Below are 26,420 nucleotides of genomic sequence, written 5' to 3' on the forward strand. Positions count from 1 at the left end.
GGCGCAATAAATGAGGCAGGGTCGGCGGTGACCCGGCTGCGCGCGCATGCGCGGCGAAAGCCGGCCGCTAGCTAATTCGGTCCGTGGCCGAGGTGGTGCGCACCGCGGGCGTGCCGGCAGTACCCGCGGCGCCCGCCGCGCCTTGCGCGTCGGGCTCGGTCAGGCTGAAGAAGGCGCGGGCGTCGGCGCAATCCTTGGCGATCGCCGCGGTCAGCGCTTCCAGCGAGTCGAAACGCGCTTCGTCGCGCAGCTTCTTGATGAATTCGACCCGCACCAGCTTGCCGTAGACGCTACGGTCGAAATCGAACAGATGCACTTCCAGCAGTACCCGTCCGGCGTCCTCGACAGTCGGGCGCACGCCGATGCTGGCGACGCCCGGCAGCGGGCCGTCGGCGAGGCCGTGCACCTGTACCACGAAGATCCCGTTGACGGCCGGGCGCTTGTGCGGAATGCGCAGGTTCAGCGTCGGAAAGCCGAGATCGCGGCCCAGCTTGCGGCCGTGGACCACATGCCCGCTGATCGCATAGCCGTGGCCAAGCAGCCGGCGGGCATGCTCGAGGTCGCCGGCGGCCAGCGCCTCGCGGACCGCCGAGCTCGAAATCCGTACCCCGCCTTCCGAGACCGAGCCCATCTGCTCGACATCGAAGCCGTAGCGCTTGCCGGCCTGCTGCAGATAGGCAAAGTCGCCGGCGCGCCTGGCGCCGAAGCGGAAGTCGTCGCCGACCAGCACCCAGCGCGCATGCAGCCCGTGCCACAGCACGTTCTCGACGAAGGCCTCGGGGGACTGGGCGGCGAAATGGGCGTTGAAGTGCTCGACCACCACGCGGTCGACGCCGTTGCGGCGCAGGCTTTCGAGCTTGTCGCGCAGCAGCGCGATGCGGGTCGGGGCGCGGTCCGGCGTGAAGAATTCGCGCGGGTGCGGCTCGAAGGTCATCACGCACAGCGGCAGCCCGCGCGCGTCGGCGGCCGCGCGCGCGCGCGCGAGCAGGGACTGATGGCCCCGGTGCACCCCGTCGAAATTGCCGATGGTGAGTGCGCAGGGTGCCCGGCTCTCGGCATTGGGCAGGCCGCGGAAGACTTTCACGAGGACGGCGACAAACGGTTAGGAATAAAGGCTGGATTATAAAGGGAACGAGCGCGTTGCCCCGTGTTGCGGCACAAGACCGTGCGGCGCGCGCGGGACGGGCGCGGCGTGGCCCCGCCCGACGGCCCGCGCCGCCCGGTGGCGCGCCGCGGCGAAAGTCGGCATGATATGCCGCGTCCACATTCTCGCCGTCACGCACGCCGACCTCCGGTGCCGCCAGCCAACCTGATCGCGCTGCTCAAGCGCATCCTTCCGCCGCCCGCGCCGCCGCTGGACGCCGATACCGAGGCCAAGCTGCTGGCCGCGGTGCATCGGGTGGTCCCCAGCGGCATCGTGGCGGCGCTGCTGCTGCCCGGGCTGACCACCGCCGCGTTCTGGCACGAGGCCAGCCGCGGCGCGCTGCTGGCCTGGTGCGCGGCGATGCTGCTGCAGGCGGCCGGCTGCGCCTGGTTCTACCTCGGATACCTGCGCGATATCCCGCGCCTGAGCCGCTCGGCCCATACCCGCAAGTGGCGCGACCCGATGCGCGCCGTGGCGGTGCTGGCCGGCCTGAGCTGGGGCAGCGCCGCGCTGCTGCACCTGGTGTCGTCGTCCGCCGTGTTTTCCGGCGTGCTGCTGGTGCTGACGCTCGGCGCGCTGGCCGGCGGCGCGAGCTCGCAGGCGCCGGCGCCGGTCAACCTGCTCTATGTCGGCATTCCGATCCTGGTGCCCAATCTGTTGCTGGCCGGCTACGCGTTTCCCGGCCATGGCGGCTATATCCGGCTGCTGCTGCTGATCTACGCGCTGATGCTGGCGCGCCATGCGCTGAACCTGCACGGCTCGCTGGTGCGGGCGATCCGGCTGGAGGGCGAAAGCCGGCGGCTGGCGCGGCAGTTCCAGCAGGAGAAGGAGCGCGCGCTGCATGCCAGCGAGGAGAAATCCCGCTTCCTGGCCGCCGCCAGCCACGATCTGCGCCAGCCGGTGCATGCGCTGGTGATGCTGGTCGAGGCGCTGCGCGCGCGCAACGATTCGCCGGCGCTGCGGCCGCTGGTCGAGCAGGTCGCGGCCGGCACGCAGACGATCGATCTGCTGTTCCGCTCGCTGCTGGACCTGTCCAAGCTCGAGGGGCGCAAGGTGCTGCCGACACTGGAGCCCTGCGACGCCGGCCAGCTGGTGCGCGAGGTCTGCGACCAGTTCGCCGGCGACGCGCAGGCGGCCGGACTGCGGCTGTCGCCGCGCGTGGCCGGCGAGCTGCACGCGATGGCCGAGCCGGTGCTGCTGCGCCGCGCGCTGTTCAACCTGGTGCAAAACGCGCTGCGCTACACGCGCCAGGGCAGGGTGCTGGTCGCCGCGCGCATGCGCGGCGCGCAGGTTCGCATCGAGGTCTGGGACACCGGGGCCGGCATTCCGGCCGAGCACCTGCCGGAGATCTTTGGCCCGTACTTCCAGGTCCACAACCCGCAGCGCGACCGCTCCCACGGCCTTGGCCTGGGCCTGGCGATCTTCAAGGAATGTGTGAGGCTGATGCGCGGGACCTACGGCGTGCGCTCGGTGCCGGGCAAGGGCTCGATGTTCTGGTTCACGCTGAATCCGGCCCCGGCCGAGTCGGTGGCGACGATCCGCGCGATGCGCAGCGACGCGGTGGCGCAGCACGCGATGCCGGATCGGCTGCACGGCGAGGTGCTGGTGGTCGACGACGACAGCCACGTGCGCAACGCCTGGATCGCGCTGATGGAGGCCTGGGGCGTGCGGGTGTCGTGCGCCGCCGATGGCGCCGAGGCCGAGCGGATGTTTGCCGACGGCCTGCGGCCCGACATCATCTTCTGCGACCTTCGCCTGCCCGGAAAGGAGAACGGCCTCGCATTGCTGGAACGGTGGCAGCAGACCCAGCCGCAGGCGCGCAGCGCGCTGCTGACCGGCGACCTGAAGTCGGCCGCGCTGGCCGAGGCCGAGGAGGCGGGCTATTTCGTGCTGCCCAAGCCGGTCGACCCGGGCGCGCTCCGGATGCTGCTGCGGCGCTGGCTGCGGACGGTCTGAACCTGCGCGGCCAGCGGCCGCGCGCCACAAGCGCCCGGACCCCTACTGCGGCCCCTACTGCGGCCCGTACTGCGGTCCCTACTGCCGCAGCCGGAACCGCTCCATCCGGGACATTACCTGCATCCGCGTGCGCACGCCCAGCCGCTGCAGGATCGCCGACACATGCTCCTTGACGGTGTTCTCCGTCAGCCCGAGCTCGCGCGCGATCACCTTGTTCGGCAGGCCCTCGAGCACCAGCGCCAGCACCGAGCCCTGGCGCGGCGTCAGGCCGAGCTCGGCCGGCGTGACCGGAATGCTGTGCGTCGGGCCGAACGCGCGCGGCTGGCCGTTCAAGGCCTCGTCGGACGGAAAGGCGGTGTCGCCGGCCAGCACGCGGCGCACCACCGCGGCGAAGGCGGGCGCATCGAGATGCTTGCCGACGAAGCCGAAGGCTGACAGCGCGCGGGCGCGCTCGACGATCTCGGGCGTGGCCTCGGCCGACATGAAGATGAAGCGCGCGGCCGGCACGATCGACTTGAGCGTCTGCATGGCGTCGAAGCCGGTGCCGTCGTTCAGCCAGATGTCGAGCAGCACGATATCGGGCCGCAGCCCGCGTTGGAGGGTGTTCAGCGCCTCGGAGGCGCTCCCGGCGGCATGGACTGCAACATCGGGCATTACCTGCGCCAGAAACAGGGTAGTGCCGGACAGCGCCATGGGGTGGTCGTCGACCACCAGCAAGGTCGGTGCAACATTCGACATGCGATTTCCCGTCTAAAACAGCTTCGCCCTTGTTGTATGGTCCCGTCCCGTCGAGCGGGCGGATTGGCGATAGGGCGACTCTAGCAGAGCGAGCGGGGCGTCACAATCCGCAATCGGGGGAAGCAACGGCCGGCGAGTTTGCGCCGCCGGGGTCTCCAGCGCGCTGTGGCGGGGCGCCGCCTTGGTAGAATTGCGCGATGAAAAATATCGTCATCCTTATCTCGGGACGCGGTTCCAACATGGAAGCGATCGTCCGGGCCTGCAGCGAGCAGGCCTGGCCGGCACGGATCGCCGCCGTGCTGTCCAGCCGTCCCGACGCGCCCGGCCTCAAGTTCGCCGCGGCGCAAGGCATTCCGGTCGGCGTGGTCGATCATCGCCACTATCCCGACCGGGCCAGCTTCGACAAGGCGCTGGCCAACGCGATCGACGCCCACGTGCCCGACCTGGTGGTGCTGGCCGGCTTCATGCGGATCCTGACGCCCGAGTTCGTCGAGCACTATGCCGGCCGGATGATGAACATCCATCCGTCGCTGTTGCCCAGCTTCCCCGGCCTGCATACCCACCAGCAGGCGCTGGAGGCCGGCGTCAAGGTGCACGGCGCCAGCGTGCATTTCGTCACCGCGGCGCTGGACCACGGTCCCATCGTTCTGCAGGCGGCCATCGAGATCGGGCCCGAGGACACCCCCGAAACGCTGGCGGCACGGCTGCTGCCCTGCGAGCACCAGATCTATCCGCGCGCGGTGCGCTGGTTCGTCGAAGGACGGCTGCGCGTCAAGGACGGCGTGGTCCATGTCGATCCGCCCGAGCCGCAATTGCTGATCGCGCTGGCAGCCTCGGATGCCGCCACGGACTCCCCCTCGGACTCCGCCACCCCTGTCGATACCACCGGAGCCCATCAATGACCCGTCCCGCCCAGGCACCGCGCGGCGGCGCGCGTCCGTCCACGCGCACCAAGCGCAAGCCCACCCCGCTGCGCAAGGCAGGCGCGCCGCGCGAGCCCGCCAACGACGGCCAGGTTCGTCCGCACGGCGCCCTGCATGCCACGCATATCCAGCATATCGACCGGCTGCTCGGCAAGGTGATGCTGTTCGCCCGGCCCGCCGACGCGGTCGTCAGCTACTACTTCCGCGAGAACCCGAAGCTGGGTCATCGCGAGCGCGGCATCATCGCCGAGGCGGTGTTTGCCGTGCTGCGCCGGCGCGTGGAATTTGCCCAGTTCGCCGAGTCCGGCTCGGGCGCCGCCCCGCGCCGGCTGGCGCTGCTGGGCCTGGCGGCGACGCTGGGCCGCGACGCGCTGACGCCGTTCCTGTATCCCGACGAGGCGCAGTGGCTGGACCGGCTGATGACGATCGAGCGCGCCAGCCTGGCACCGCGCGTGCGCGCCAACCTGCCCGAATGGCTGTACGAGCAGCTGGTCGCCCGGCACGGCGAAGCCTTCACCGCGGCGCTCGGCGATGCCTGGCTGCGGCCGGCGCCCCTGGATCTGCGCGCCAATCTGATCAAGACCTCGCGCGAGGCCGTGCTGGCGCAGCTGGAGGAGGCCGAACTGGCGGCCGAGCCGACGCCGATCGCGCCCACCGGCATCCGGCTGGCCGGCAAGCCGGCGCTGAATCAGCTGCCGATCTTCGTCAACGGACTGGTCGAGGTGCAGGACGAGGGCAGCCAGCTGCTGTGCCATCTGGTGGCGCCGCGGCGCGGCGAGATGGTGGTCGATTTCTGCGCCGGCGCCGGCGGCAAGACGCTGGCGCTCGGCGCGCTGATGCGCTCGACCGGACGGCTCTATGCCTTCGACGTGTCCGACAAGCGCCTGGCCAACCTGAAGCCGCGGCTGGCGCGCAGCGGCCTGTCGAACGTCCATCCGGTGCTGATTGACTCCGAGCAGGACGCCAAGGTCAAGCGCCTGGCCGGCAAGATCGATCGCGTGCTGGTCGACGCGCCGTGCAGCGGCCTCGGTACGCTGCGGCGCAATCCGGACCTCAAATGGCGCCAGACCCCGCAGACGGTGCTGGAACTGACCGCCAAGCAGACCGCGATCCTCGAATCGGCGGCGCGGCTGGTCAAGCCGGGCGGTCGCGTGGTTTATGCCACCTGCAGTGTGCTGGAGGCCGAGAACGAGGCGATCGTGCGCGATTTCCTGAGCCGCCATGCGGACTTCCAGCTGGTGCCGGTCGCGCAGGTGCTGGCCGAGCAGAAGATCGCGATCGCCGACCTGCCGGAGGACGCGCAGACGCTGGCGCTCTATCCCCATCTGCACCAGACCGATGGCTTCTTCGCGGCGGTGCTGGAGCGGACTCGTCCATGAGCATGGGGGCTTCGGCCCCTGTCGTTTCACGGATACCGGGCACCAATGGCCCGGTATTTTTTTGTTCTTCGCCGCTTCTACTGTCTCCACTGGTTCAACTCGTCGATCGATGGCCTCCAATTCCCTGACCGATCTGTCGCAATCCCACGCCGTGTTCGGCAAGATGCTCGGCGACCTGATGCAAGACGCCGGCGACCCGGGCTTCCTTTGGCAACTGGCCGTGCTCGCGGGCTGTGTGCTGCTGGCCTGGCCGCTGGCGCGCCATGTCGCGGCGCGGCTCGAGGCCCGCTACGCGGGTTCGAGCTTCGCGCTGCGCTTTGCCGCCGCGAGCCTGGAGCGGGCGATGTTCCCGCTGTTCGGCTGGCTGCTGGTGCTGGCGTCTCGCTTCGCGCTGGCGCCGCTGATTCCGATCAGCATGCTGCGGCTGGCGCTGGTGCCGCTGTTCGGCATCACCTTCCTCTATTTCGCGTTCTACGTGCTGCGCCGGGTGCTGTCCGGCAACGGCCAGCTGCACGGCATGCTGACGCTGGTGGAGAAGGTGCTGACCACGCTGGTCTGGGCCGGCATGGCGCTATACGTGCTGGGCATGCTGTCCGAGGCGGTGCAGTGGCTCGACTCGATCCAGTTCGCGCTGGGGCAGCAGCGCATCAGCGTGGCCGATCTGCTGATGGCCTGCGTGTGGATCCTGCTGACGGTGCTGGCCGCGCTGTGGTTCGGGTCGTGGCTGGAGGAGCGGCTGATGCGCTCGGCGACGATCGACACCAGCCTGCGCGTGGTGCTGACGCGGCTGTCCAAGGCGCTGCTGCTGCTGGTGTCGCTGCTGTTCAGCCTGTCGCTGGTCGGCATCGACCTGACCGTGCTGTCGGTGTTCGGCGGCGCGCTGGGCGTCGGCCTGGGTCTGGGGCTGCAGAAGATCGCGAGCAACTACGTGTCCGGCTTCATCATTCTTCTGGACCGCTCGGTCAAGCTCGGCGACCAGATCACCGTCGACAAGTACACCGGCATCGTCGCGCAGATCCGCACCCGCTACACCGTGGTGCGCAACGGCGACGGCGAGACCCTGGTGCCGAACGAGCAGCTGGTCGCGCAATCGGTGCAGAACCATTCCTTTTCGAACACCAATGTGCGGGTGGCGACGCGGGTGCAGGCGGACTACGACGCCGACCCCGAGATGGTGCTGACGCTGCTGGCCGAGGCGGTGCGCGGCGTGCCGCGTCTGCTCGCCGAGCCGGCGCCGTCGGCCTTCCTGGTGGCGTTCGCGGACAGCGGTGTCGAATACGAGGTGGCCGGCTTTATCGCCGATCCGCAGAACGGCAAGCTCGGGGTGCAATCGGAAATGAACCGCGCGATCTGGAAGGCGTTCCGGGCCAGCGGCATTTCGATTCCCTACCCGCAGCGCGAGTTGCGTGTGCTGCCCGCAGACGGGGCGCTGGCGTCGACGCCGGTGTCGCGGGTGGCAGCCAATGCGGCGGAATCGACATAAATACCGCGCGATCGGGCGTGTATGTGACGCCTTTGCCATTGAAGGAACGAAGTATCGTTTTCGGCGTCCAACACCGCAAACGAAAAGCAAACGCACGGGTAAAAGCGGATGCCGGGACGCTGGCGTTCCGGTAAAATCGCGGGTCGTCCCGGGGATTCCCCCGGCCGGACTACCGATCCGTGCCCGAGGGCCAGCCGCCAGATTGCAGCGGCGCGTGCCGGGGTCCCGCGAAGGCGCAAGGCGCCTTGGCTGACGCCACAAGACGCAATCACTGGATTTGCAGTCATTTTTCTGCGCGTTGCTGCGACACCCTGACCGGTCGCGGCCAGCCTCTATCTAGCACGGAGAACAGTTTGTTCGACACAATTCTTCAGTGGGCCGCCAACGGCCTTCTCGACTGGTCCTGGTGGAAGATCGTGATCTTCACCCTGGTCATGACCCACATCACCATCGCCGGCGTCACGATTTTCCTGCACCGGTGCATGGCCCACCGCTCGCTCGATCTGCACCCGATCGCCGCGCACTTCTTCCGCTTCTGGCTGTGGCTGACCACGGGCATGGTCACCAAGGAGTGGACCGCGATCCACCGCAAGCACCACGCCAAGTGCGAAACGGAAGACGATCCGCACAGCCCGCAGACGCGCGGCATCCGCAAGGTGCTGCTCGAAGGCGCCGAGCTGTACCGGGCCGAAGCCAAGAACAAGGAAACGCTGGCCAAGTTCGGCCACGGCACGCCCAATGACTGGATCGAGCGCAACCTGTACTCGCGCTTCACCTGGCAGGGCGTCGGCCTGATGCTGATCATCGACCTGGCGCTGTTCGGCGTGGTCGGCCTGTCGGTCTGGGGCGTGCAGATGCTGTGGATCCCGATCCATGCCGCCGGCATCATCAACGGCCTGGGCCACTGGTGGGGCTATCGCAACTACGATTGCGAGGACGCGTCGACCAATGTGTCGCCGTGGGGCATCATCATCGGCGGCGAGGAACTGCACAACAACCACCATACCTACCCGACGTCGGCCAAGTTCTCGATCAAGTGGTACGAGTTCGATATCGGCTGGTGCTACATCCGCGCGATGCAGGCCGTCGGCCTGGCCAAGGTCAAGAAGACGCCGCCCAAGGCACGTCTGGTCGAGGCCCGCCCGGTCGATCACAACACGCTGGAAGCCATCATCGCCAACCGCTATGACGTGATGGCCCGCTATGCCAAGGCCGTCAAGAACGCGTACCGCGAGGAACTGGCCCAACTGAAGGCCAAGCGCGTTGCCGACTATCGCCGCTTCAAGCTGGCGCGCAAGTGGTTCCACCGCGACGAGACCAAGCTGGCCGAGCCGCAGCGCCAGCAACTGGCCAGCATCGTCGAGCACAACAAGGCGCTGCAGACCTTCGTCGAAATGCGCCGCGAACTGGCCGCGATCTGGGGCCGTTCGAACCTGACGCGCGAACAGCTGCTGCAGCAGCTGCAGGCCTGGTGCCACCGCGCCGAAGCCAGCGGCATCCAGGCGCTGCAGGAGTTCTCGCTGCGCCTGCGCCGCTACGCGTAACGCCTGATAAGACGGACAGCGCCTGCTACAATGCCAGGCGCGCCCGAAGCCCCGCCATGCTGTCGCTGGCGGGGCTTTTCTTTTGGCGACGCCGCCCCATCTTCAGGCCGGTCCCGGCCGCAATGAAGACGCGATGCGAAGCGGCGGCGAGCGCAGGGTGCCCCGAGGAGTACAGGAGATGACCCCCCAAACGATCAAGACCGTCGAGTTCGAGAAACCGACGCAGATGCAGGCCGAAGGTGGCGCCAGCTGTGTCGCCCACGCGTGGGCCAAGGTGCCGCCCGCGCTGACGCCGGACGAGCGCGCCGCGTTGAAGGATCGCATCCGCGCCCTGCTGAAGGCGCGCAATGCGGTGCTCGTCGCGCACTACTATGTCGATGCCGACCTGCAGGACCTTGCCGAGGAAACCGGCGGCTGCGTGTCCGATTCGCTGGAGATGGCCCGCTTCGGGCGCGACCATTCCGCGCAGACGCTGGTGGTCGCGGGCGTGCGCTTCATGGGCGAGACCGCCAAGATCCTGAGCCCTGAAAAGACCATCCTGATGCCGGACCTGGACGCGACCTGCTCGCTGGACCTGGGTTGCCCGGCCGACGAGTTCGCGGCCTTCTGCGACGCGCATCCGGACCGCACCGTGGTGGTCTATGCGAACACCAGCGCCGCGGTCAAGGCGCGTGCCGACTGGATGGTGACCTCCAGCATCGGGCTGAAGATCGTCGAGCATCTGCACGCGCGCGGCGAGAGGATCCTGTGGGCGCCGGACAAGCACCTGGGCAGCTATATCCAGCGCCAGACCGGTGCCGACATGCTGCTGTGGCAGGGCTCGTGCCTGGTGCACGACGAGTTCAAGGGCATCGAGCTCGATCTGCTGCGCAAGGAACATCCGAAGGCCAAGATCCTCGTGCATCCGGAATCGCCGGCCAACGTGGTCGCGCAGGCGGACGTGGTCGGCTCGACCTCGCAGCTGATCGCCGCCGCCCAGCAGCTCGACGCCAACGAATTCATCGTCGCCACCGACAACGGCATCCTGCACAAGATGCGGATGGCAGCGCCGGGCAAGCATTTCATCGAGGCGCCGACCGCCGGCAACAGCGCGACCTGCAAGAGCTGCGCACATTGCCCGTGGATGGCGATGAATGCGCTGACCAATCTGGCCGAGGTGCTGGAGACCGGCCGCAACGAGATCCATGTCGATCCGGAGACCGGCCGCCGCGCCTATACCTGTATCGATCGCATGCTCGATTTCGCCGCCCGGCAGAAGGCCAACGTACGGCCGGCTGCCGACCTGGCCAAGGAACAGGCGCTGTTCCAGGGGATCGGTCCGGCATGAGCGAGTCCTCGATGAACGACGCGGTCAATCCGATCTTCGACCAATACGGACCGGCGCTGGCCGAGGCGCTGCGCGACAACGTCCGCGCGGCGATCGCCGAGGACGTCGGCTCCGGCGACTGGACCGGCCAGCTGGTACCGGCCGACAAGCAGGCCCGCGCCCGTGTGATCGTGCGCGAGGATGCGGTGCTGTGCGGGCAGCCGTGGTTCGATGCCTGCATGCGGGCCGTCGATCCGCGTTTGCAGGTTCGCTGGCTGCAACAGGAAGGCGCGCGCATGGCGGCCGATTCGGTGGTCTGCGAGATCGACGGCCCGGCCCGTTCGCTGTTGACCGCCGAGCGTCCGTCGCTGAATTTCCTGCAGCTGCTGTCGGGCGTGGCCACGGCGACCCGGCGCTACGCCGATCTGGTCGCCGGTACGCGCGCCCGCGTGCTCGACACGCGCAAGACCTTGCCGGGGCTGCGCCTTGCGCAGAAGTACGCGGTCAAGGTCGGCGGCGGCGACAATCAGCGGCTGGCGCTCTATGACGGCATCCTGATCAAGGAAAACCATATCGCCGCGGCCGGCGGCGTCACCGCTGCGTTGCGCGCCGCGGCCGCGCTGAACGCCGGCGTGCCGGTTCAGGTCGAGGTCGAGTCGCTGGTCGAGCTGGAGGAGGCGCTGGCCGCCGGTGCCGTCTCGATCTTGCTGGACAACTTCACCGAGCCGATGATGCGGGAAGCGGTGCGGGTCAATGGCGGCCGCGCGGTGCTCGAGGTGTCGGGCGGTGTCAATGCGAATACGATCCGCCGTTTCGCCGAGACCGGCGTCGACCGGATCTCGGTCGGCGCGCTGACCAAGGACGTGCGCGCGACCGACTATTCGTTGCGCATCATCGGCTGAGCGGCCTGGCTCCATCGACCGGAGCTGGCCGCCGGCTCGATTGGCTCAATTGCCGCGGCGGCGCCCGTTGGGCGGCTGCAGCACGGTCGGCAACGCCTTCGGCAGCGTGCCCGGATAGTCGCGGCTGAAATGCAGGCCGCGGCTTTCGTGGCGGGCATAGGCGCTGTCGACGATCATCGCCGCGACCTCCACCAGATTGCGCAGTTCCAGCAGATCGCGCGTGACGCGGAAGTTCGCGTAGTACTCGGTGATTTCCTCGCGCAGCAGCGCGATGCGATGCTGCGCACGTTCCAGCCGCTTGCTGGTGCGCACGATGCCGACGTAGTTCCACATCATCCGGCGCAGCTCGTCCCAGTTGTGCGAGACCACGACCTCCTCGTCGGCGTCCGACACGCGGCTCTCGTCCCACGGCGGCAGCGTCAAGTCCGGTCCGCCGGCCTTGGCCTGCGACGCGATGTCGTTGGCCGCGGCACGGCCGATCACCATGCATTCGAGCAGCGAGTTCGATGCCAGGCGGTTGGCGCCGTGCAGGCCGGTGTAGGCCGTCTCGCCGACCGCGTACAGATTGTCCAGATCGGTGCGTCCCGCCGTGTCGGTGACCACGCCGCCGCAGGTATAGTGCGCGGCCGGCACCACCGGGATCGGCTGGCGCGTGATGTCGATGCCCAGCTCCAGGCAGCGCGCATGGATCGTGGGGAAGTGTTCGCGCAGGAAGGGCGCCGGCTGATGCGTGATATCGAGATACACGCAGTCCAGGCCGCGCTTTTTCATCTCGAAGTCGATCGCGCGGGCCACCACGTCGCGTGGCGCCAGCTCGGCGCGCGCGTCGTGCTCGGGCATGAAGCGGGTGCCGTCTGGCAACACCAGCCGGCCGCCTTCGCCGCGCACCGCCTCGGAGATCAGGAAGGACTTGGCGTAAGGGTGGTACAGGCAGGTCGGATGGAACTGGATGAATTCCATGTTCGCCACCCGGCAGCCCGCGCGCCAGGCCATCGCGATGCCGTCGCCGGTGGCGGTGTCCGGATTGGTCGTATAGAGATAGACCTTGCCGGCGCCGCCGGTGGCCAGCACGGTATGGCTGGCGGTCAGCGTATGCACCCGGCCGTTGCTGTCGTCGAGCACGTACAGTCCTAGGCAGCGGTTGCCGCCCAGTCCCATCTTGCGCGAGGTGATCAGGTCGATCGCGAAATGGTCTTCGAGGATCGTGATGTTGGGATGGCGGCGCACCTGCTCGGTCAGCGTCGTCACCACGGCATGGCCGGTGGCGTCGGCCGCATGGATGATGCGGCGATGGCTGTGGCCGCCTTCGCGCGTCAGGTGATAGCCAAGCTCGGCCTGTTCGTCGCGCGTGAACGGCACGCCGCGGTCGATCAGCCACTGGATCGCTTCGCGTCCGTGCTCGACGATAAAGCGGGTCGCGCCCTCATCGCACAGCCCGGCGCCCGCGATCAGCGTGTCGTGCGTGTGTTCGTCGTGACTGTCGCCGGAGTCCAGCACCGCCGCGATGCCGCCCTGGGCCCAGTCGCTCGCGCCCTGCGTCATGGCGCGCTTGCTCACGATGACAACCCGGTGGCTGTCGGCCAGTTGCAACGCGACCGTGAGGCCGGCCAGGCCGCTGCCGACGATGGCGACGTCGAAGTTCATGATGCGTGATGGCGCGGCGAGGGCGCCGGTGGTGCGGGAAAGCTCGAAAGTGTACACCGCGGATGGCGCAGCGGCGCCTTGCCCCTGACGATGGCGCGGCGTGCGCCCGACGCTGGTGCGCCATGCCGGAAAGGGGCGGCGAGCGGGCCCGAGCGGGCAACAAAAAACCCCGCCATGGCGGGGTTCTTCGCTGGAACGCAGGATCAATTACTTGATCTTGGTTTCCTTGTACTCGACGTGCTTGCGCGCGACCGGATCAAATTTCTTGATCGACATCTTTTCCGGCATGGTGCGCTTGTTCTTGTCGGTGGTGTAGAAGTGACCGGTACCCGCGGTGGATTCCAGTTTGATCTTGTCGCGTCCGCCTTTGCTGGCCATGATGAACTCCTAATTAGACTTCGCCGCGTGCGCGCAGGTCGGCGAGCACGGAGTCGATGCCTTTCTTGTCGATCAGGCGCAGACCGGCGTTCGAGACGCGCAGGCTCACCCAGCGGTTTTCCGATTCAACAAAGAAACGACGGTTCTGCAGGTTGGGCAGAAAACGGCGCTTGGTCTTGTTGTTTGCGTGGGAAACGTTGTTGCCGACCATCGGCGCTTTCCCGGTCACTTGACAGACGCGTGCCATGAAGCACTCCTAAATCTTCTATTCGTGGACAATGTTCGCAACAGATCAACAAAAGGCGCGCGGGCCCGGACTGCAGCGGTTAAGACTTCAGCAAAACGGGCATTATAGACCGAAATCCCTCGGCCGATCAATGCCTTCTGTGCGTTGACGCCACGGCGACGCGCCGGTGCCTTGGGCGTCACAGTTGCCGGTGCTCCGCCAGCGAATACGTCATATTGCCGGCGACGATGAAGTGGTCGAGCACATGGACGTCGATCAGCGCCAGCGAATGCGCCAGCGTCTTGGTCATCGCCAGGTCGGCCGCGCTCGGCGCCGGATTGCCCGACGGATGGTTGTGGGCGACGATCACCGAGGCCGCATTATGCGCCAATGCCTGCCGGGCGACCTCGCGCGGGTGGACGCTGGTCTGGGTCAGCGTGCCGCGGAACAGTTCCTCGGCGGCCAGCAGCCGGTTGCGCGCGTCAAGAAACAGGCACAAGAACACTTCGTAAGGCCGCTGCGCCAACGACAGCCGCAGGTAGTCGCGTACCGCTTGCGGCGATTCGAGGCCCGGCGCCAGCGTCAACTGCTCGGCCAGTGCCCGGCGCGTCAGCTCGACCACCGCCTGCAGCTGCGCATATTTGGCGGTACCAACCCCGCGCACGCGGCTCAGTTCGGCCTGGCTGGCCGCCAGCAGTCCGGTCAGCGAGCCGAATGCCGCGATCAGTTCGCGCGCCACGTCGACCGCGCTCTTGCCCGGCACGCCGACGCGCAGGAATACCGCCAGCAGCTCGGCGTCGGACAACGCAGCGGCACCGGCCTGCAGCAGCTTTTCGCGAGGACGTTCGCTGGCGGGCCAATCTGGGATGGGCATGGCGGTCTCGGTCGGGAAGCGGCGGTGGCGGCGGTGGCGGCGATCGGCGGCGCCGGGTTCAGTCGCTTACAATACGGGTTCTCGACTGGTTGAGCATTCATGAATTCGCAAACTTTTGCGTCGGACTCCGGCGGCGCCACCGCGCGCAAGACCGTGCAGGCCGATTCCTTCCTGACCTTGCATTACCGCATCTCGCTGGAGAACGGTACCGAGGTCGTCAGCACCTTCGACGACAAGCCCGCCACACTGCTGCTGGGGCAGGGCCAGTTCGCGCCCACGCTGGAACAGGCGCTGCTCGGCATGGCCGAGGGCGAGCGCACCAGCTACCGCCTGCCGCCGGAGCACGCCTTCGGCCCGCGCAATCCCGAGCTGCTGCAGCGCGTGTCGCTGGCCACGCTGCGCGAGAACAGCTCGTTCGAAGAGGACTACAGCCCGGGCGACCTGGTCGAGTTCAATGCGCCGGGCGGCGGCAAGTATGCCGGCGTGCTGAAGGAAATCGGCGAGACTTCGGCGCTGTTCGACTTCAATCATCCGCTGGCCGGACAGACCATCCTGTTCGACGTCCAGCTGATCGGCATTCTCTGACGACCTGCTCCGGCCGCCTCGCGCGCCGGAGCGCAGCTACCTCCCCGCATGTCCGAACTGACTCCCGCCCCCGACGCCGAGATCCTGCTGGCCCAGCCGCGCGGCTTCTGCGCCGGGGTCGATCGCGCGATCGAGATCGTGGAGCGCGCGCTCCAGCGCTTTGGCGCGCCGATCTATGTGCGCCATGAAATCGTGCACAACGCCTATGTCGTGGCCGACCTGCGCCGCAAGGGCGCCATCTTCGTGCAGGACCTCGACGAGGTGCCGGCCGGCGCGACCGTGATCTTCAGCGCGCACGGCGTCTCGCGCAGCGTCCGCGCCGAGGCGCAGGCGCGCGGCCTGAACGTCTTCGACGCGACCTGTCCGCTGGTGACCAAGGTCCATGTCGAGGTGGGCAAGATGCGCGCCGAAGGCTGCGAGATCGTGATGATCGGCCATCGCGGCCACCCTGAGGTCGAGGGCACGATGGGCCAGGCCGACGGCGGCATGCTGCTGGTCGAGTCGCCCGCCGACGTGCAGACACTGCAGGTGGCCGATCCCACGCGGCTCGCCTATGTCACGCAGACCACGCTGTCGGTCGACGAGACCGAGGAGATCGTCGCCGCGCTGAAGGCGCGATTCCCGGCGATCCGCGAGCCGAAGAAGCAGGACATCTGCTACGCGACGCAGAACCGCCAGGACGCTGTCAAGTTCATGGCGCCGCAGGTCGACGTGGTGATCGTGGTCGGCAGCCCGAACAGCTCGAACTCGAACCGCCTGCGCGAACTGGCCGAGCGGCTCGGCGTCCCTTCCTATATGGTCGATGCGCCGGAACAGGTTCGCCCCGAGTGGATCGCCGGCAAGCGCCGCATCGGCCTGACCGCGGGCGCGTCCGCACCGGAGGCGCTGGCCCAGTCGATCGTCGACCGGCTGCGCGCGCTTGGTGCAAGGCAGGTGCGGCCGCTGGAGGGCATCGAGGAGAACATGTCCTTCCCGCTACCCAAGGGCTTGCAGGCTAGCGCCGCCTAAGCCGCCGGTTCTTCTTCGTACTCCCACAACGCCCCGCCTCGAGCGGGGCGTTGTCGTTTTTGCGCGTCTCACCTTGCCAATCCGGTTCACTGCCTGAAAGAAACTTAATCGTCACAGCGATATATTGATTCGGTGCGTGCTTACCTTTTGCGACGGTCTTTAGGGTAATTCCCCTAAATGCGGGTTTTCCCTCGATTGGTGCGAGCGCGGATTGCAGACATTCAAAGTTGGTGCATATTTCTTTTATGAAATGCCTAATTAATTTCTATAAAGAGAGGTGCCGCGCCAGCCACGCCGCAACGGCCAGCGGCGCGCTCCGGTGACGTGGTGGGCACGGATCTTGTTAGGTATCGCAAAGAGCCCCTCTTGTGAATGGGAATTGCCCCAATGCAGGCATTGGGGAAATTACCTAGCTCAATAGAAGGGTAAAAGGCTCAGGTTGTTGCGTCGCGTATTGCATCCGCAAAAAAAGGGGATACAATGCGCGCGTTTCAAATTGAAACTAAACCAAGGCGGTGCAGGGAAACGGACGGGAGGCGTTGCGTAACCCTGATCTTGTGAATCCTAGGAGATCACTCATGCAAATCACGTTTGCCAAGATTCTGCCGATCGCAGCGGCAGTGGCACTGGTTACTGCCTGCGGCAAGAAGGAAGAGGCGGCGCCCGGTGCGACGGCCTCTGCACCCGCCGCGGCAGCACCGGCCGGCGGCGAGGTGGTGGTAAAGATCGGCCACGCGGCGCCGCTGACCGGTGGGATCGCCCACCTTGGCAAGGACAACGAGAACGGCGCGCGCCTGGCCGTCGAAGAGGTCAACAAGGCCGGTCTGGAACTGGGCGGCAAGAAGGTTCGCCTGGAACTGGTCGGCGAAGACGACGCCGCCGATCCAAAGACCGGCACCTCGGTGGCCCAGAAGCTGGTCGACGAGAAGGTTGTCGCCGTGGTCGGCCACCTGAACTCGGGCGTGTCGATTCCCGCCTCCAAGATCTATAGCGATGCCGGCATCGTGCAGATCTCGCCGTCCTCGACCAACCCCGACTACACCAAGCAGGGCTTCAAGACGACCTTCCGCGTGGTCGCCACCGACGCCCAGCAGGGCCCGGCCCTGGCCAACTACGCCGCCAAGAGCCTAAACGCCAAGAGCGTGGCGATCGTCGACGACGCCACCGCCTACGGCAAGGGCCTGGCCGACGAGTTCGAGAAGACCGCCAAGGCGGCCGGCGTCAACATCGTGGCGCGCGAGGCCACCAACGACAAGGCCACCGACTTCAAGGCCATCCTGACCAAGATCAAGGGCAAGAAGCCGGACGTCATCATGTACGGCGGCATGGACGCCACCGGCGGCCCCTTCGCCAAGCAAGCCAAGGAGCTCGGCATCCCGGCCAAGATCGTCGGCGGCGACGGCGTCTGTACCGACAAGGTGGCGGAACTGGCGGGCGACGCGGTCAGCAACATCATCTGCTCCGAAGCCGGCCTCGCGTTGTCCAAGATGGAGAAGGGCGCCGAGTTCCAGAAGCGCTACCAGGAACGTTTCAACGCACCGGTGCAGATTTACGCGCCGTTCACCTACGACGCCGTGATGGTGATCGTCGATGCGATGAAGCGCGCCGGCTCGACCGAGCCCGCGTCCATCCTGGCGGAGATGCCCAAGACCAACTACCAGGGCGTGATCGGCAACATCGCCTTCGACGAGAAGGGCGACATGAAGGAAGGCACCATCACGCTGTACGACTACAAGGACAAGAAGAAGTCCGTGCTTGACGTCGTGAAGATGTAATTCGGACCTACCCGGTCTACCGAACGGCACCGTGAGTACTTTGCGGTGCCGTTCTTTTTAGCCTCGCCTTTTGTGACAGCGCCCTTACCATGGGTGGAACGCGGCAGGCCGTTGCTTTACCCGCTTACCAGCACATAACCCTTACCAAACCACTCACACCAAGCTGCCCGGTCGGCATCCATCCATGCCGGAAGTGCGGGCGGCAAGCCAGGAGTATTCATGGATATCCTTATCCAGCAGATCGTGAATGGTCTGGTGCTCGGCAGCATCTATGCGCTGATTGCACTCGGCTACACCATGGTCTACGGCATTCTCGGGATCATCAACTTCGCCCATGGCGATGTGCTGATGATCGGCGCGCTGACCGCACTGTCGGCGATTCTCGCACTTCAGCAATTCGCCCCCGGCCTGCCGGAATGGCTGACCCTCGTGATCGCCACGCTGATCGCGATGCCGGTCTGCGCGATGCTGTCCTATTCGATCGAACGGATTGCCTACCGGCCGCTGCGCAACGCGCCCCGGCTGGCGCCGCTGATCACCGCGATCGGCGTGTCGATCATGCTGCAGACCATCGCGATGATGATCTGGTCGCGCAATCCGCTGACGTTCCCGCAACTGCTGCCCTCCGAGCCGATCGATATCGGCACCACCGGCGCGACCATCACCGGCAAGGAGATGGTGATCATCGGCATGGCCGTGATGGTGATGGCCGGGCTGCTGGCGCTGGTCAACCGCACCAAGCTCGGCCGCGCGATGCGCGCCACCGCGGAGAACCAGCGCGTGGCGGGCCTGATGGGCGTGAACCCGAACTTCGTGATCTCGGCTACCTTCATGATCGGCGCGACGCTGGCGGCGCTGGCCGGCGTGATGATGGCGACCAACTATGGCAACGCCCACTTCTACATGGGCTTCATCCCCGGCCTGAAGGCGTTCACCGCGGCCGTGCTCGGCGGCATCGGCAACCTCGCCGGCGCGATGGTCGGCGGCATGCTGCTGGGCCTGATCGAGGCGCTGGGCGCCGGCTATATCGGCGACCTGACCAACGGCGTGTTCGGTTCGAACTATCAGGACGTGTTTGCCTTCATCGTGCTGATCACCGTGCTGGTGTTCCGTCCGTCCGGCATCATGGGCGAACGTGTGGCCGACCGGGCGTAAGGGGATCGCAATCATGAACACTCCGATTTCCACCGCGGCGTCGCAGGCCGCGCCACTGACCAAGACGCCGGCCAAGACCATGTTCGCGCTGGCGGCCTTCCTGGTGATCGGCCTGTGCGCGCCGTTCGCCGTGCAGTTCCTGGGCGGCAACTACTGGGTACGGGTGCTCGACTTCGCGCTGCTGTACATCATGCTGGCGCTGGGGCTGAACATCGTGGTCGGCTTCGCCGGCCTGCTGGACCTGGGCTACATCGCCTTCTATGCGGTGGGCGCCTACCTGATGGCGCTGCTGGGCTCGCCGCACCTGGCCAACCAGTTCGAGACCATCGCCCAGCTGTTCCCGAACGGCTTCCATGTCAGCGTCTGGTGGGTGCTGCCATTGGCGGCGCTGGTCGCGGGCATCTTCGGCGTGCTGCTTGGCGCGCCGACGCTGAAGCTGCGCGGCGACTATCTGGCGATCGTCACGCTCGGCTTCGGCGAGATCATCCGCATCTTCATGAACAACCTGGACCGGCCGGTCAATATCACCAACGGTCCCAAGGGCATCACCGCGGTCGATCCAATCACGATCTTCGGCTTCAACTTCTCGAAGACGCACGAGTTCTTCGGCCTGAAGTTCACGCCGGTGTTCATGTATTACTACCTGCTGATCCTGCTGGTGGTGGCGATCGTGTTCGTGTCGCTGCGGCTGCAGAACTCGCGCATCGGCCGCGCCTGGGTGGCGATCCGCGAGGACGAGATCGCGGCCAAGGCGATGGGCATCAACACCCGCAACATCAAGCTGCTGGCGTTTGCCATGGGCGCGTCGTTCGGCGGCGTGTCGGGCGCGGTGTTCGGCGCCTTCCAGGGCTTCGTCTCGCCGGAATCGTTCACGCTGTGGGAATCGATCTACGTGCTGGCGATCGTGGTGCTTGGCGGCATGGGCCATATCCCGGGCGTGATCCTGGGCGGCATCCTGCTGATCGGCTTCCAGGAACTGCTGCGCGTGGTCGCCGAGCCGGTCCAGCGGATGATGTTCGGCGAGGTGATCGTCGACGCCGAGGTGCTGCGCCAGTTGCTGTTCGGCCTGGCGCTGGTCGGCGTGATGCTGTATCGCCCGGCGGGCCTGTGGCCGTCGCCGCGCAAGGAAGACCGGCCGGTGGTTCGCCGCCCGGGTAGCGTTGGACGTCTGTGAAGCGGGAGGACCTGATGAGCAACGAAAACATCCTCCTGTCCGTCAAGGGAGTGAACAAGCGCTTCGGCGGGCTGCAGGCGCTGTCCGATGTGGGCCTGGAAATCCGGGCCGGCGAGATCTACGGCCTGATCGGCCCGAACGGCGCCGGCAAGACCACCTTCTTCAACGTGATCACCGGGCTCTACACGCCCGATTCCGGCGAATTCGTGCTGGACGGCAAGCCCTACCAGCCGACCGCGGTGCATGAAGTGGCAAAGGCCGGCATCGCCCGGACGTTCCAGAACATCCGCCTGTTCGGCGACATGACCGCGCTCGAGAACGTGATGGTCGGCCGCCACGTGCGGACCAAGGCCGGCGTGATTGGCGCGATCTTCCGCCCGCCGGCGGTGCGCCAGGAAGAGGAGGGCGTCGAGGACATGGCCCACGACCTGCTCGATTACGTCGGCATCGGCAAGTACGCCAACTTCACCTCGCGCAATCTGTCGTACGGCCACCAGCGCCGCCTCGAGATTGCCCGCGCACTGGCGACCGAGCCCAAGCTGCTGGCGCTCGACGAGCCCGCTGCCGGCATGAACGCGACCGAGAAGATCGAACTGCGCGGCCTGCTCGACAAGATCCGCAGCGACGGCCGCACGATCCTGCTGATCGAGCACGACGTGAAGCTGGTGATGGGACTGTGCGACCGCATGACCGTGCTGGACTACGGCAAGGTCATCGCACAGGGCCTGCCGCACGATGTCCAGAACAACCCGGCGGTGATCGAGGCCTACCTCGGCACTTCGGCCCACTGACGGGGGAGCAGCAAATGAAAGAAACACTACTGAAGATCGCCGGACTGAAGGTCGCGTACGGCGGCATCCAGGCCGTCAAGGGCATCGACCTGGAAATCCGCGACGGCGAGCTGGTCACGCTGATCGGCGCCAACGGCGCCGGCAAGACCACCACGATGAAGGCCATCACCGGCCTGCAGCCGTGGGCCGGCGGCGACGTCGAATACCTGGGCCGTTCGATCAAGGGCGTGCCCAGCTACGACTTGCTGAAGCAGGGCCTGGCGATGGTGCCGGAAGGACGCGGCGTGTTCGCGCGCATGACCATCACCGAGAACCTGCTGATGGGCGCCTTCACGCGCAAGGACGAGGCCGGCATCAAGGACGATATTGACCGCATGTTCGGCATCTTTCCGCGCCTGAAGGAACGCGCGAATCAGCTGGCCGGCACCATGTCGGGTGGCGAGCAGCAGATGCTGGCCATGGCTCGCGCGCTGATGAGCCAGCCGCGCCTGTTGCTGCTGGACGAACCGTCGATGGGCCTGTCGCCGATCATGGTCGAGAAGATCTTCGAGGTCGTGCGCGATATCTCGAGCCAGGGCGTCACGGTGCTGCTGGTCGAGCAGAACGCTCGCCTGGCCCTGCAGGCCGCCGACCGCGGCTATGTGATGGAGTCCGGCCTGATCACGATGAACGGCAACGCCGCCGACATGCTCGACGATCCGAAGGTGCGCGCCGCCTACCTGGGCGAATGAGTCCGTCGCGATAGGAACGGCGGCCACATGCCGCCGCGCCGTACCAAGCCCCGCCATGCCTGCATGCGCGGGGCTTTTTTACTCGGTCCAGCGTTTCCTTTTCGCGTCTTGCAAGGAGTTGTAATGATGAGGTGTCCGATCTGTGCCGCAGGAGGTTCGCGCCGCATGATCGTCTCGTCGAACACGCTTGATGCGGCGCTACCGCAGTAGGTAATTACCGCTCCGCCGGCGCGGGCCGGATCGAATTGTGCGACGACACCACCTGCCAACCCTGCGGCGTGCGGACGAACACATCGGTGAAGACGACGTCGGTCGGCCTGGCCTTCGCGTTGGGCCGATAACGGTTGACGCCGGTGACGACCGCGCTGTCGCGGAACGTGCGTACCTTCAGTTCGGTCAGCGTCTGGCTGGAGCCGGGCGGCGGGGGGCCCGCCGATAGCGATTCGGCGCGGTTGCGCATGCCGCCCAGCGGAGAGATGTTGACGAAGGTGGGATGGAGCAGCCGCTCCAGCGCGGCGCGGTCGCCCGACTCGGTGGCGGCCAGCCAGTCCTGCTCGGCCTTCAGGATGGCGGCGTGGTCCGCGGCCTCGTCGGCCATGGCCGGTTCGGCGGCCAGGGTGCCGAGCAGCGCCAGGGCCGCCACGGCAAACGTAGTAGCCAGCCCGCGCCTGTGCGAATGGAGGCGACCGCCCATTGTTGTTCTCCTGGACCTGGATGGCATCAGTATAGGCAAGCGAATATTACCGTCGTCCCCACGCGCGGCGGGTGGCGGTCGAACACAGGCGAGCCAATGAAAAAGCCGCCCTGCCATCGCAGCAGGGCGGCCGTGTTCCGATCTATCGCTGTTGCCGGCCGCAGTCGACGGCCGGTGCAGCAAGATCAGGCCAGCGCCTTCAGCAGCGTCCGCAGCATGCCGATCATCTGGTCGATTTCCTCGCGGGTCACGTTCAGCGCCGGCATGAAGCGCAGCAGGTTCGGGCGCGGCGAATTGAGCAGCAGGCCGTCGGGCTGCATCTCGCGCGCCTGCTCGACCAGTTGCGGGCCGATGTCCTTGCCCAGCATCAGCGCGCGCAGCAGGCCTTCGCCCCGTTCGCCGGCCAGGCCGAATTCGCTGGACAGCGCCAGCAGCTGCTCGCGCAGATACGCGCCCTTCTCCTGCACTTGCTGCAGGAAGCCCGGCGCCAGCAACTGCTCGAACACCGCGCTGCCGACCGCGCACATCAGCGGGTTGCCGTTGTAGGTACCGCCCTGATCGCCGGCCTCGAAGCTCGCCACCTCGGCCTTGCACAGCAGGGCCGACAGCGGCACGCCGCCACCGATGCCCTTGCCCAGCGTCATGATGTCCGGCTCGACGTTCGACAGTTCGTACGCGAACAGCGTGCCGCAGCGGCCGCAGCCCGCCTGCACCTCGTCGACGATGAACAGCAGCTTGTGCTTGTCGGCCAGCGCGCGCAGCCCTTGCATGAACTCGCGCGTGGCCGGCACCACGCCGCTCTCGCCCTGCACCGGTTCGAGCATGATGCCGACCGTCTTGTCGTTGATCAGCGCCTCGACCGAAGCCAGGTCATTGAGCTGGGCCTTCGGGAAGCCCGGCACCTGCGGCGCGAAGATCGTGTCCCAGCCGGCCTTGCCGGACGCGCTCATGGTCGCCAGCGTGCGGCCATGGAAGCTGTGGTCCATCGTGATGATCTCGTAGGCGCCGTTCTTGTGCTTGCGCCCCCATTTGCGCGCCAGCTTGATCGCGCCCTCGTTGGCCTCCGCGCCGCTGTTGGCGAAGAACACCTTGTCGAAGCAGCTGTGGTCGGTCAGCGTCTTGGCCAGCCGCAGCATCGGTTCGTTGTAGAAGGCCGGGCTCGGGTTGATCAGCTTGCGGGACTGCTCGTTCAGCGCCGCGATCATGCCCTCGTTGGAGTGGCCCAGGCAGTTGACGGCCCAGCCCTGCACGAAGTCCAGATAGCGCTTGCCCTGATGGTCCGTCAGCCACGAGCCCTTGCCCTCGGTGAAGACGAGCTCGGGCCGGTTGGTGATGTACATCAGCGATTGGACGGGATACTCAGCAAATGCCATGGCGGACTCCAGAGATCGGCAAACAAGGAAAAGGGAAGGGCGGCAAAACAAAAAAGCCACGGGGGTGACCCGTGGCTCGATGACCTGAACAGACGCTGTCGACGGTCAGCCGCGTGGCACCCTGGCGGGATGCGACGTACGGAAGCTGCGTCGGATGTTGGCGTGGTTCATGCGGCCAACTATAAGACGCAGTCGCCCCAGTGTCAAAGACGAGGGTGGCGGTCCGGGGCGTCATTGTTGTTCTCGCGAAACGGTGGCGCGGTGCTGGGGCGGTCCGGGCCGGGCGCGATCCTGGCCAGGCGGGCCGCGCCGCAAGCCGTGGTTCAGGCCGCGCCGGCCGGATGCAGGTCAGCCTCGGAGGTGAACGAGTCGGCGAAGAACGCATCCTCGTGCAGCGCGCACTGGGCGGTGAAGTCGCGCCGCGCCGAATCGACCATCACCGGTGCGCCGCACGCATAGACCTCGTGGTCCGACAGATCGGGGTAGTCGGCCATCACGGCCTGGTGGACGAAGCCGGTGCGGCCGTCCCAGTCGTCCTCGGGCAGCGCGTCCGAGACCACCGGCACATAGCGGAAGTTCGGCAGGTCGCGCGCCCACTGCTCGCACAGCGCATGCATGTACAGGTCGCGCGGGCGGCGGCCGCCCCAGTACAGCGTCATCGGCCGCGTGATGCCGGTGTAGGCCGCGTGCTCGACGATCGCCTTGATCGGCGCGAAGCCGGTGCCCGAGGCCAGCAGGATGATCGGCTTGTCCGAGTCCTCGCGCAGGAAGAAGCTGCCCAGCGGACCTTCGAAGCGCAGGATGTCGCGCTCCTTCATCGCCGGCTGTCCTTCGCGCGCGCCGAACACGTAGTCGGTGAAGGCGCCGCCCGGCATATGGCGGAAATGCAGTTCGATCGGGCCTTCCTCGTGCGGCGGCGTGGCGATCGAATAGCTGCGGCGCTTGCCGTCGCGCAGCAGGAATTCGACGTACTGGCCGGCCAGGTATTGCAGGCGCTCGGTGGCCGGCAGCTGCAGCTTCGCGACGATGACGTCTTCGGCCACGCGCTCCAGCGATTGCACGCGGCACGGCACCTTCTTGATCGGAATATCGCCGGCGCCATGGACCTCGCGGCATTCGATGGTGATGTCCGACGCCGCGTTGGCGCAGCAGAACAGCGCGCGGCCCTCGGTCTTTTCCTGCGCGGTCAGCGCGGAGGCGGCATGGTCGCCCTGGACGATGTCGCCGGCGGTGACGCGGCCCTTGCACGAACCGCAGGCGCCGTTCTTGCACCCGTAGGGCAGGCCGATGCCTTGACGCAGCGCCGCCGACAGGATGGTTTCGTTCGCTTCCGCCTCGAACTGGCGGCCGCTCGGCAGCACGGTTACTTGATAAGCCATAATCTCTCGATGAGCAAAGATCTGTCGCCACCCCGTCTGGCCCGCCCTCGATTGCTGATCGTGGGTTGCGGGGACGTAGGCATGCGTTGCCTGCAAATGCTTGCCCCGCGCTGGCGCGTGTTCGCCGTGACCTCGCAGCCCGGCCGCGTCGCGGCCTTGCGGGCGGCGGGCGCCGTGCCGCTGGTGGCGAACCTCGACGAGCCTGCCACGCTCAAACGCCTGCATGGCCTGGCCGATCGCGTGTTGCACCTGGCGCCGCCGCCGGCGCGCGGCGATGACGATCCGCGTACCGTCGCGCTGTTGCGGGCGCTGCGGCGCAGCGCATGGCGCCGCCCCGCGCGGGAACCCCGCATTCTACCCGAGCGGCCAGGGCGCCGGACCGGCGCGGCCGGCACCGGCCGCGCACCGGCGCTGGTCTATGCCAGCACCAGCGGCGTCTACGGCGACCGCGGCGGCGCGCGCATCGGCGAGGCACAGCCGGTACGGCCGCAGACCGCGCGGGCACGCCGCCGCGTCGCTGCCGAGCGGGCGGTGCGGGCCTTCGGCCGTGCCAGTGGCTGGCGCGCCGGCATCGTGCGGATTCCCGGCATCTACGCCGCGGACCGCCTGCCAGTGGCGCGCCTGCTCAAGGGCACGCCGGCGCTGGTGCCCGAGGACGACGTCTACACCAACCACATCCACGCCGACGACCTGGCGCGCGCGATGATCGCCGCGCTGCTGCGCGGCAGGCCGCAGCGCGTCGTGCATGCCAGCGACGACAGCGAACTGCGGATGGCCGACTATTTCGATCTGGTGGCCGACCGCCGCGGGCTGCCGCGGCCGCCCCGGCTGTCGCGCCAGCAGATCCGCGAGGCCGTGGAGCCGGCGCTGCTGAGCTTCATGAGCGAATCGCGCCGGCTCGACAACGCGCGGCTCAAGCGCGAGCTGCGGCTGCGGCTGCGCTATCCGACGGTTCACCACTTCTTCGAAACCTGATCCGCTCCGGGCGCTTGGAGCCCTTTGAAGCCATCGCGCCGCCGCGATGGCATGGCGATTGCGTCATTCCGCTTCGCTAACCTGTCTATACAACATATTGGGGCACGATGCCCGCAGGCCGTGCCGGAACGTCACCACGATGGTGCGAAACAACCGTTGCCAAGGCCTCCGCCGATGCCGCCGTTCCATCCGCCTGCCCGTTATCGCTTTCCCTATCAGGGTTTGCGAGGAGCGTCCGGAATTCGGCACGGTCATTGGCGGCGTCTTTCCGGAAGGGCGAAGC

General features: G+C 67.1%; 24 protein-coding genes. 15 read left to right on the forward strand and 9 right to left on the reverse strand.

Features of this window, described 5'->3' with window-relative positions; genetic code table 11:
- Positions 1-67: 67 nt before the first annotated feature.
- Complete coding sequence (locus tag M1D55_RS12520) at positions 68-1,084, reverse strand: bifunctional riboflavin kinase/FAD synthetase (protein ID WP_456282297.1); 1,017 nt, start codon at positions 1,082-1,084, stop codon at positions 68-70.
- Positions 1,085-1,252: 168 nt separating this feature from the next.
- Between M1D55_RS12520 and M1D55_RS12525 the strand changes: the two genes are divergently transcribed.
- Complete coding sequence (locus tag M1D55_RS12525; protein WP_456282298.1) at positions 1,253-3,100, forward strand: hybrid sensor histidine kinase/response regulator; 1,848 nt, start codon at positions 1,253-1,255, stop codon at positions 3,098-3,100.
- Positions 3,101-3,178: 78 nt separating this feature from the next.
- Here the strand turns inward: M1D55_RS12525 and M1D55_RS12530 are convergent, their stop codons facing one another.
- On the reverse strand, positions 3,179-3,838 hold the full coding sequence (locus tag M1D55_RS12530; RefSeq protein ID WP_006575669.1) for a response regulator: 660 nt from the start codon (positions 3,836-3,838) through the stop codon (positions 3,179-3,181).
- A gap of 197 nt (positions 3,839-4,035) precedes the next feature.
- Between M1D55_RS12530 and purN the strand changes: the two genes are divergently transcribed.
- From purN to nadC, 6 genes are all read left to right on the forward strand, one after another.
- Positions 4,036-4,740, forward strand: coding sequence for a phosphoribosylglycinamide formyltransferase (gene purN / locus M1D55_RS12535; RefSeq protein ID WP_456282299.1), 705 nt, complete (start codon positions 4,036-4,038; stop codon positions 4,738-4,740).
- Positions 4,737-6,140 carry an RsmB/NOP family class I SAM-dependent RNA methyltransferase gene (locus tag M1D55_RS12540; protein WP_456282300.1) on the forward strand — a complete coding sequence of 468 codons (1,404 nt, stop codon included), beginning with the start codon at positions 4,737-4,739 and terminating at the stop codon, positions 6,138-6,140. Before purN ends, M1D55_RS12540 begins: the two co-directional genes overlap by 4 nt.
- A gap of 109 nt (positions 6,141-6,249) precedes the next feature.
- Entirely contained in the window at positions 6,250-7,623 is a 1,374-nt protein-coding gene (locus tag M1D55_RS12545; RefSeq protein ID WP_456282301.1) for a mechanosensitive ion channel family protein, read from the forward strand.
- Positions 7,624-7,976: 353 nt separating this feature from the next.
- Positions 7,977-9,167: a DesA family fatty acid desaturase gene (locus tag M1D55_RS12550; protein WP_006575665.1), complete on the forward strand. Its 1,191-nt coding sequence runs from the start codon at positions 7,977-7,979 to the stop codon at positions 9,165-9,167.
- Positions 9,168-9,345: 178 nt separating this feature from the next.
- Positions 9,346-10,494, forward strand: coding sequence for a quinolinate synthase NadA (nadA, locus tag M1D55_RS12555; RefSeq protein WP_456282302.1), 1,149 nt, complete (start codon positions 9,346-9,348; stop codon positions 10,492-10,494).
- Positions 10,491-11,375 carry a carboxylating nicotinate-nucleotide diphosphorylase gene (gene nadC / locus M1D55_RS12560; RefSeq protein WP_023264831.1) on the forward strand — a complete coding sequence of 295 codons (885 nt, stop codon included), beginning with the start codon at positions 10,491-10,493 and terminating at the stop codon, positions 11,373-11,375. Before nadA ends, nadC begins: the two co-directional genes overlap by 4 nt.
- A 45-nt stretch (positions 11,376-11,420) precedes the next feature.
- Here nadC and nadB read toward each other — a convergent pair whose 3' ends face one another.
- The 4 genes from nadB to radC all read right to left on the reverse strand — a co-directional run bounded on the left by nadB (position 11,421) and on the right by radC (position 14,497).
- Positions 11,421-13,019, reverse strand: coding sequence for an L-aspartate oxidase (gene nadB, locus M1D55_RS12565; protein ID WP_456282303.1), 1,599 nt, complete (start codon positions 13,017-13,019; stop codon positions 11,421-11,423).
- Positions 13,020-13,226: 207 nt separating this feature from the next.
- Positions 13,227-13,397 (reverse strand): 50S ribosomal protein L33, encoded by a 171-nt coding sequence (gene rpmG / locus M1D55_RS12570; protein WP_006575662.1) that lies wholly within the window; start codon positions 13,395-13,397, stop codon positions 13,227-13,229.
- 13 nt (positions 13,398-13,410) lie between these two features.
- Positions 13,411-13,644 (reverse strand): 50S ribosomal protein L28, encoded by a 234-nt coding sequence (gene rpmB, locus M1D55_RS12575; RefSeq protein WP_006575661.1) that lies wholly within the window; start codon positions 13,642-13,644, stop codon positions 13,411-13,413.
- 178 nt (positions 13,645-13,822) lie between these two features.
- Positions 13,823-14,497 (reverse strand): RadC family protein, encoded by a 675-nt coding sequence (gene radC, locus M1D55_RS12580; RefSeq protein WP_456282304.1) that lies wholly within the window; start codon positions 14,495-14,497, stop codon positions 13,823-13,825.
- A 99-nt stretch (positions 14,498-14,596) separates the two neighbouring features.
- Here radC and M1D55_RS12585 point away from each other — a divergent pair, with 99 nt between their 5' ends.
- From M1D55_RS12585 to M1D55_RS12615, 7 genes are all read left to right on the forward strand, one after another.
- A complete protein-coding gene (locus M1D55_RS12585; protein ID WP_456282305.1) occupies positions 14,597-15,082 on the forward strand; it encodes an FKBP-type peptidyl-prolyl cis-trans isomerase in 486 nt (161 codons plus the stop codon).
- A gap of 48 nt (positions 15,083-15,130) precedes the next feature.
- Positions 15,131-16,090: a 4-hydroxy-3-methylbut-2-enyl diphosphate reductase gene (gene ispH, locus M1D55_RS12590; protein ID WP_006575658.1), complete on the forward strand. Its 960-nt coding sequence runs from the start codon at positions 15,131-15,133 to the stop codon at positions 16,088-16,090.
- Positions 16,091-16,668: 578 nt separating this feature from the next.
- Positions 16,669-17,865 (forward strand): branched-chain amino acid ABC transporter substrate-binding protein, encoded by a 1,197-nt coding sequence (locus M1D55_RS12595; protein WP_023264829.1) that lies wholly within the window; start codon positions 16,669-16,671, stop codon positions 17,863-17,865.
- A gap of 219 nt (positions 17,866-18,084) precedes the next feature.
- A complete protein-coding gene (locus M1D55_RS12600) occupies positions 18,085-19,020 on the forward strand; it encodes a branched-chain amino acid ABC transporter permease (protein ID WP_006575657.1) in 936 nt (311 codons plus the stop codon).
- 13 nt (positions 19,021-19,033) lie between these two features.
- Positions 19,034-20,194 carry an ABC transporter permease subunit gene (locus tag M1D55_RS12605; RefSeq protein ID WP_064576501.1) on the forward strand — a complete coding sequence of 387 codons (1,161 nt, stop codon included), beginning with the start codon at positions 19,034-19,036 and terminating at the stop codon, positions 20,192-20,194.
- A 14-nt stretch (positions 20,195-20,208) separates the two neighbouring features.
- Entirely contained in the window at positions 20,209-20,985 is a 777-nt protein-coding gene (locus M1D55_RS12610; RefSeq protein ID WP_006575655.1) for an ABC transporter ATP-binding protein, read from the forward strand.
- A gap of 14 nt (positions 20,986-20,999) precedes the next feature.
- Positions 21,000-21,716, forward strand: a complete 717-nt coding sequence (locus M1D55_RS12615; RefSeq protein ID WP_006575654.1) for an ABC transporter ATP-binding protein — start codon at positions 21,000-21,002, stop codon at positions 21,714-21,716.
- Between the two features lie 214 nt (positions 21,717-21,930).
- Here the strand turns inward: M1D55_RS12615 and M1D55_RS12620 are convergent, their stop codons facing one another.
- The 3 genes from M1D55_RS12620 to M1D55_RS12630 form a co-directional block, all read right to left on the reverse strand.
- Positions 21,931-22,410, reverse strand: coding sequence for a nuclear transport factor 2 family protein (locus tag M1D55_RS12620; RefSeq protein ID WP_006575653.1), 480 nt, complete (start codon positions 22,408-22,410; stop codon positions 21,931-21,933).
- A 185-nt stretch (positions 22,411-22,595) separates the two neighbouring features.
- Entirely contained in the window at positions 22,596-23,783 is a 1,188-nt protein-coding gene (locus tag M1D55_RS12625; protein ID WP_064576500.1) for an acetylornithine transaminase, read from the reverse strand.
- A gap of 323 nt (positions 23,784-24,106) precedes the next feature.
- Positions 24,107-25,162 (reverse strand): CDP-6-deoxy-delta-3,4-glucoseen reductase, encoded by a 1,056-nt coding sequence (locus M1D55_RS12630; protein ID WP_006575651.1) that lies wholly within the window; start codon positions 25,160-25,162, stop codon positions 24,107-24,109.
- A gap of 9 nt (positions 25,163-25,171) precedes the next feature.
- Here M1D55_RS12630 and M1D55_RS12635 point away from each other — a divergent pair, with 9 nt between their 5' ends.
- Positions 25,172-26,137, forward strand: a complete 966-nt coding sequence (locus tag M1D55_RS12635) for an NAD-dependent epimerase/dehydratase family protein (RefSeq protein ID WP_174782114.1) — start codon at positions 25,172-25,174, stop codon at positions 26,135-26,137.
- The last annotated feature ends 283 nt before the right edge of the window (positions 26,138-26,420 follow it).

It is taken from the genome of Cupriavidus sp. JZ107 (assembly GCF_053903255.1).

What these genes read in the sequence shown, in the direction of transcription:
- M1D55_RS12525 (WP_456282298.1), top strand. Translation starts at nt 1,253, where the DNA reads ATGCCGCGTCCACATTCTCGCCGTCACGCACGCCGACCTCCGGTGCCG.
- M1D55_RS12530 (WP_006575669.1), bottom strand. Translation starts at nt 3,838, where the DNA reads ATGTCGAATGTTGCACCGACCTTGCTGGTGGTCGACGACCACCCCATG.
- purN (WP_456282299.1), top strand. Translation starts at nt 4,036, where the DNA reads ATGAAAAATATCGTCATCCTTATCTCGGGACGCGGTTCCAACATGGAA.
- M1D55_RS12540 (WP_456282300.1), top strand. Translation starts at nt 4,737, where the DNA reads ATGACCCGTCCCGCCCAGGCACCGCGCGGCGGCGCGCGTCCGTCCACG.
- M1D55_RS12545 (WP_456282301.1), top strand. Translation starts at nt 6,250, where the DNA reads ATGGCCTCCAATTCCCTGACCGATCTGTCGCAATCCCACGCCGTGTTC.
- nadA (WP_456282302.1), top strand. Translation starts at nt 9,346, where the DNA reads ATGACCCCCCAAACGATCAAGACCGTCGAGTTCGAGAAACCGACGCAG.
- nadC (WP_023264831.1), top strand. Translation starts at nt 10,491, where the DNA reads ATGAGCGAGTCCTCGATGAACGACGCGGTCAATCCGATCTTCGACCAA.
- nadB (WP_456282303.1), bottom strand. Translation starts at nt 13,019, where the DNA reads ATGAACTTCGACGTCGCCATCGTCGGCAGCGGCCTGGCCGGCCTCACG.
- rpmG (WP_006575662.1), bottom strand. Translation starts at nt 13,397, where the DNA reads ATGGCCAGCAAAGGCGGACGCGACAAGATCAAACTGGAATCCACCGCG.
- rpmB (WP_006575661.1), bottom strand. Translation starts at nt 13,644, where the DNA reads ATGGCACGCGTCTGTCAAGTGACCGGGAAAGCGCCGATGGTCGGCAAC.
- radC (WP_456282304.1), bottom strand. Translation starts at nt 14,497, where the DNA reads ATGCCCATCCCAGATTGGCCCGCCAGCGAACGTCCTCGCGAAAAGCTG.
- M1D55_RS12585 (WP_456282305.1), top strand. Translation starts at nt 14,597, where the DNA reads ATGAATTCGCAAACTTTTGCGTCGGACTCCGGCGGCGCCACCGCGCGC.
- ispH (WP_006575658.1), top strand. Translation starts at nt 15,131, where the DNA reads ATGTCCGAACTGACTCCCGCCCCCGACGCCGAGATCCTGCTGGCCCAG.
- M1D55_RS12595 (WP_023264829.1), top strand. Translation starts at nt 16,669, where the DNA reads ATGCAAATCACGTTTGCCAAGATTCTGCCGATCGCAGCGGCAGTGGCA.
- M1D55_RS12600 (WP_006575657.1), top strand. Translation starts at nt 18,085, where the DNA reads ATGGATATCCTTATCCAGCAGATCGTGAATGGTCTGGTGCTCGGCAGC.
- M1D55_RS12605 (WP_064576501.1), top strand. Translation starts at nt 19,034, where the DNA reads ATGAACACTCCGATTTCCACCGCGGCGTCGCAGGCCGCGCCACTGACC.
- M1D55_RS12610 (WP_006575655.1), top strand. Translation starts at nt 20,209, where the DNA reads ATGAGCAACGAAAACATCCTCCTGTCCGTCAAGGGAGTGAACAAGCGC.
- M1D55_RS12615 (WP_006575654.1), top strand. Translation starts at nt 21,000, where the DNA reads ATGAAAGAAACACTACTGAAGATCGCCGGACTGAAGGTCGCGTACGGC.
- M1D55_RS12620 (WP_006575653.1), bottom strand. Translation starts at nt 22,410, where the DNA reads ATGGGCGGTCGCCTCCATTCGCACAGGCGCGGGCTGGCTACTACGTTT.
- M1D55_RS12625 (WP_064576500.1), bottom strand. Translation starts at nt 23,783, where the DNA reads ATGGCATTTGCTGAGTATCCCGTCCAATCGCTGATGTACATCACCAAC.
- M1D55_RS12630 (WP_006575651.1), bottom strand. Translation starts at nt 25,162, where the DNA reads ATGGCTTATCAAGTAACCGTGCTGCCGAGCGGCCGCCAGTTCGAGGCG.
- M1D55_RS12635 (WP_174782114.1), top strand. Translation starts at nt 25,172, where the DNA reads ATGAGCAAAGATCTGTCGCCACCCCGTCTGGCCCGCCCTCGATTGCTG.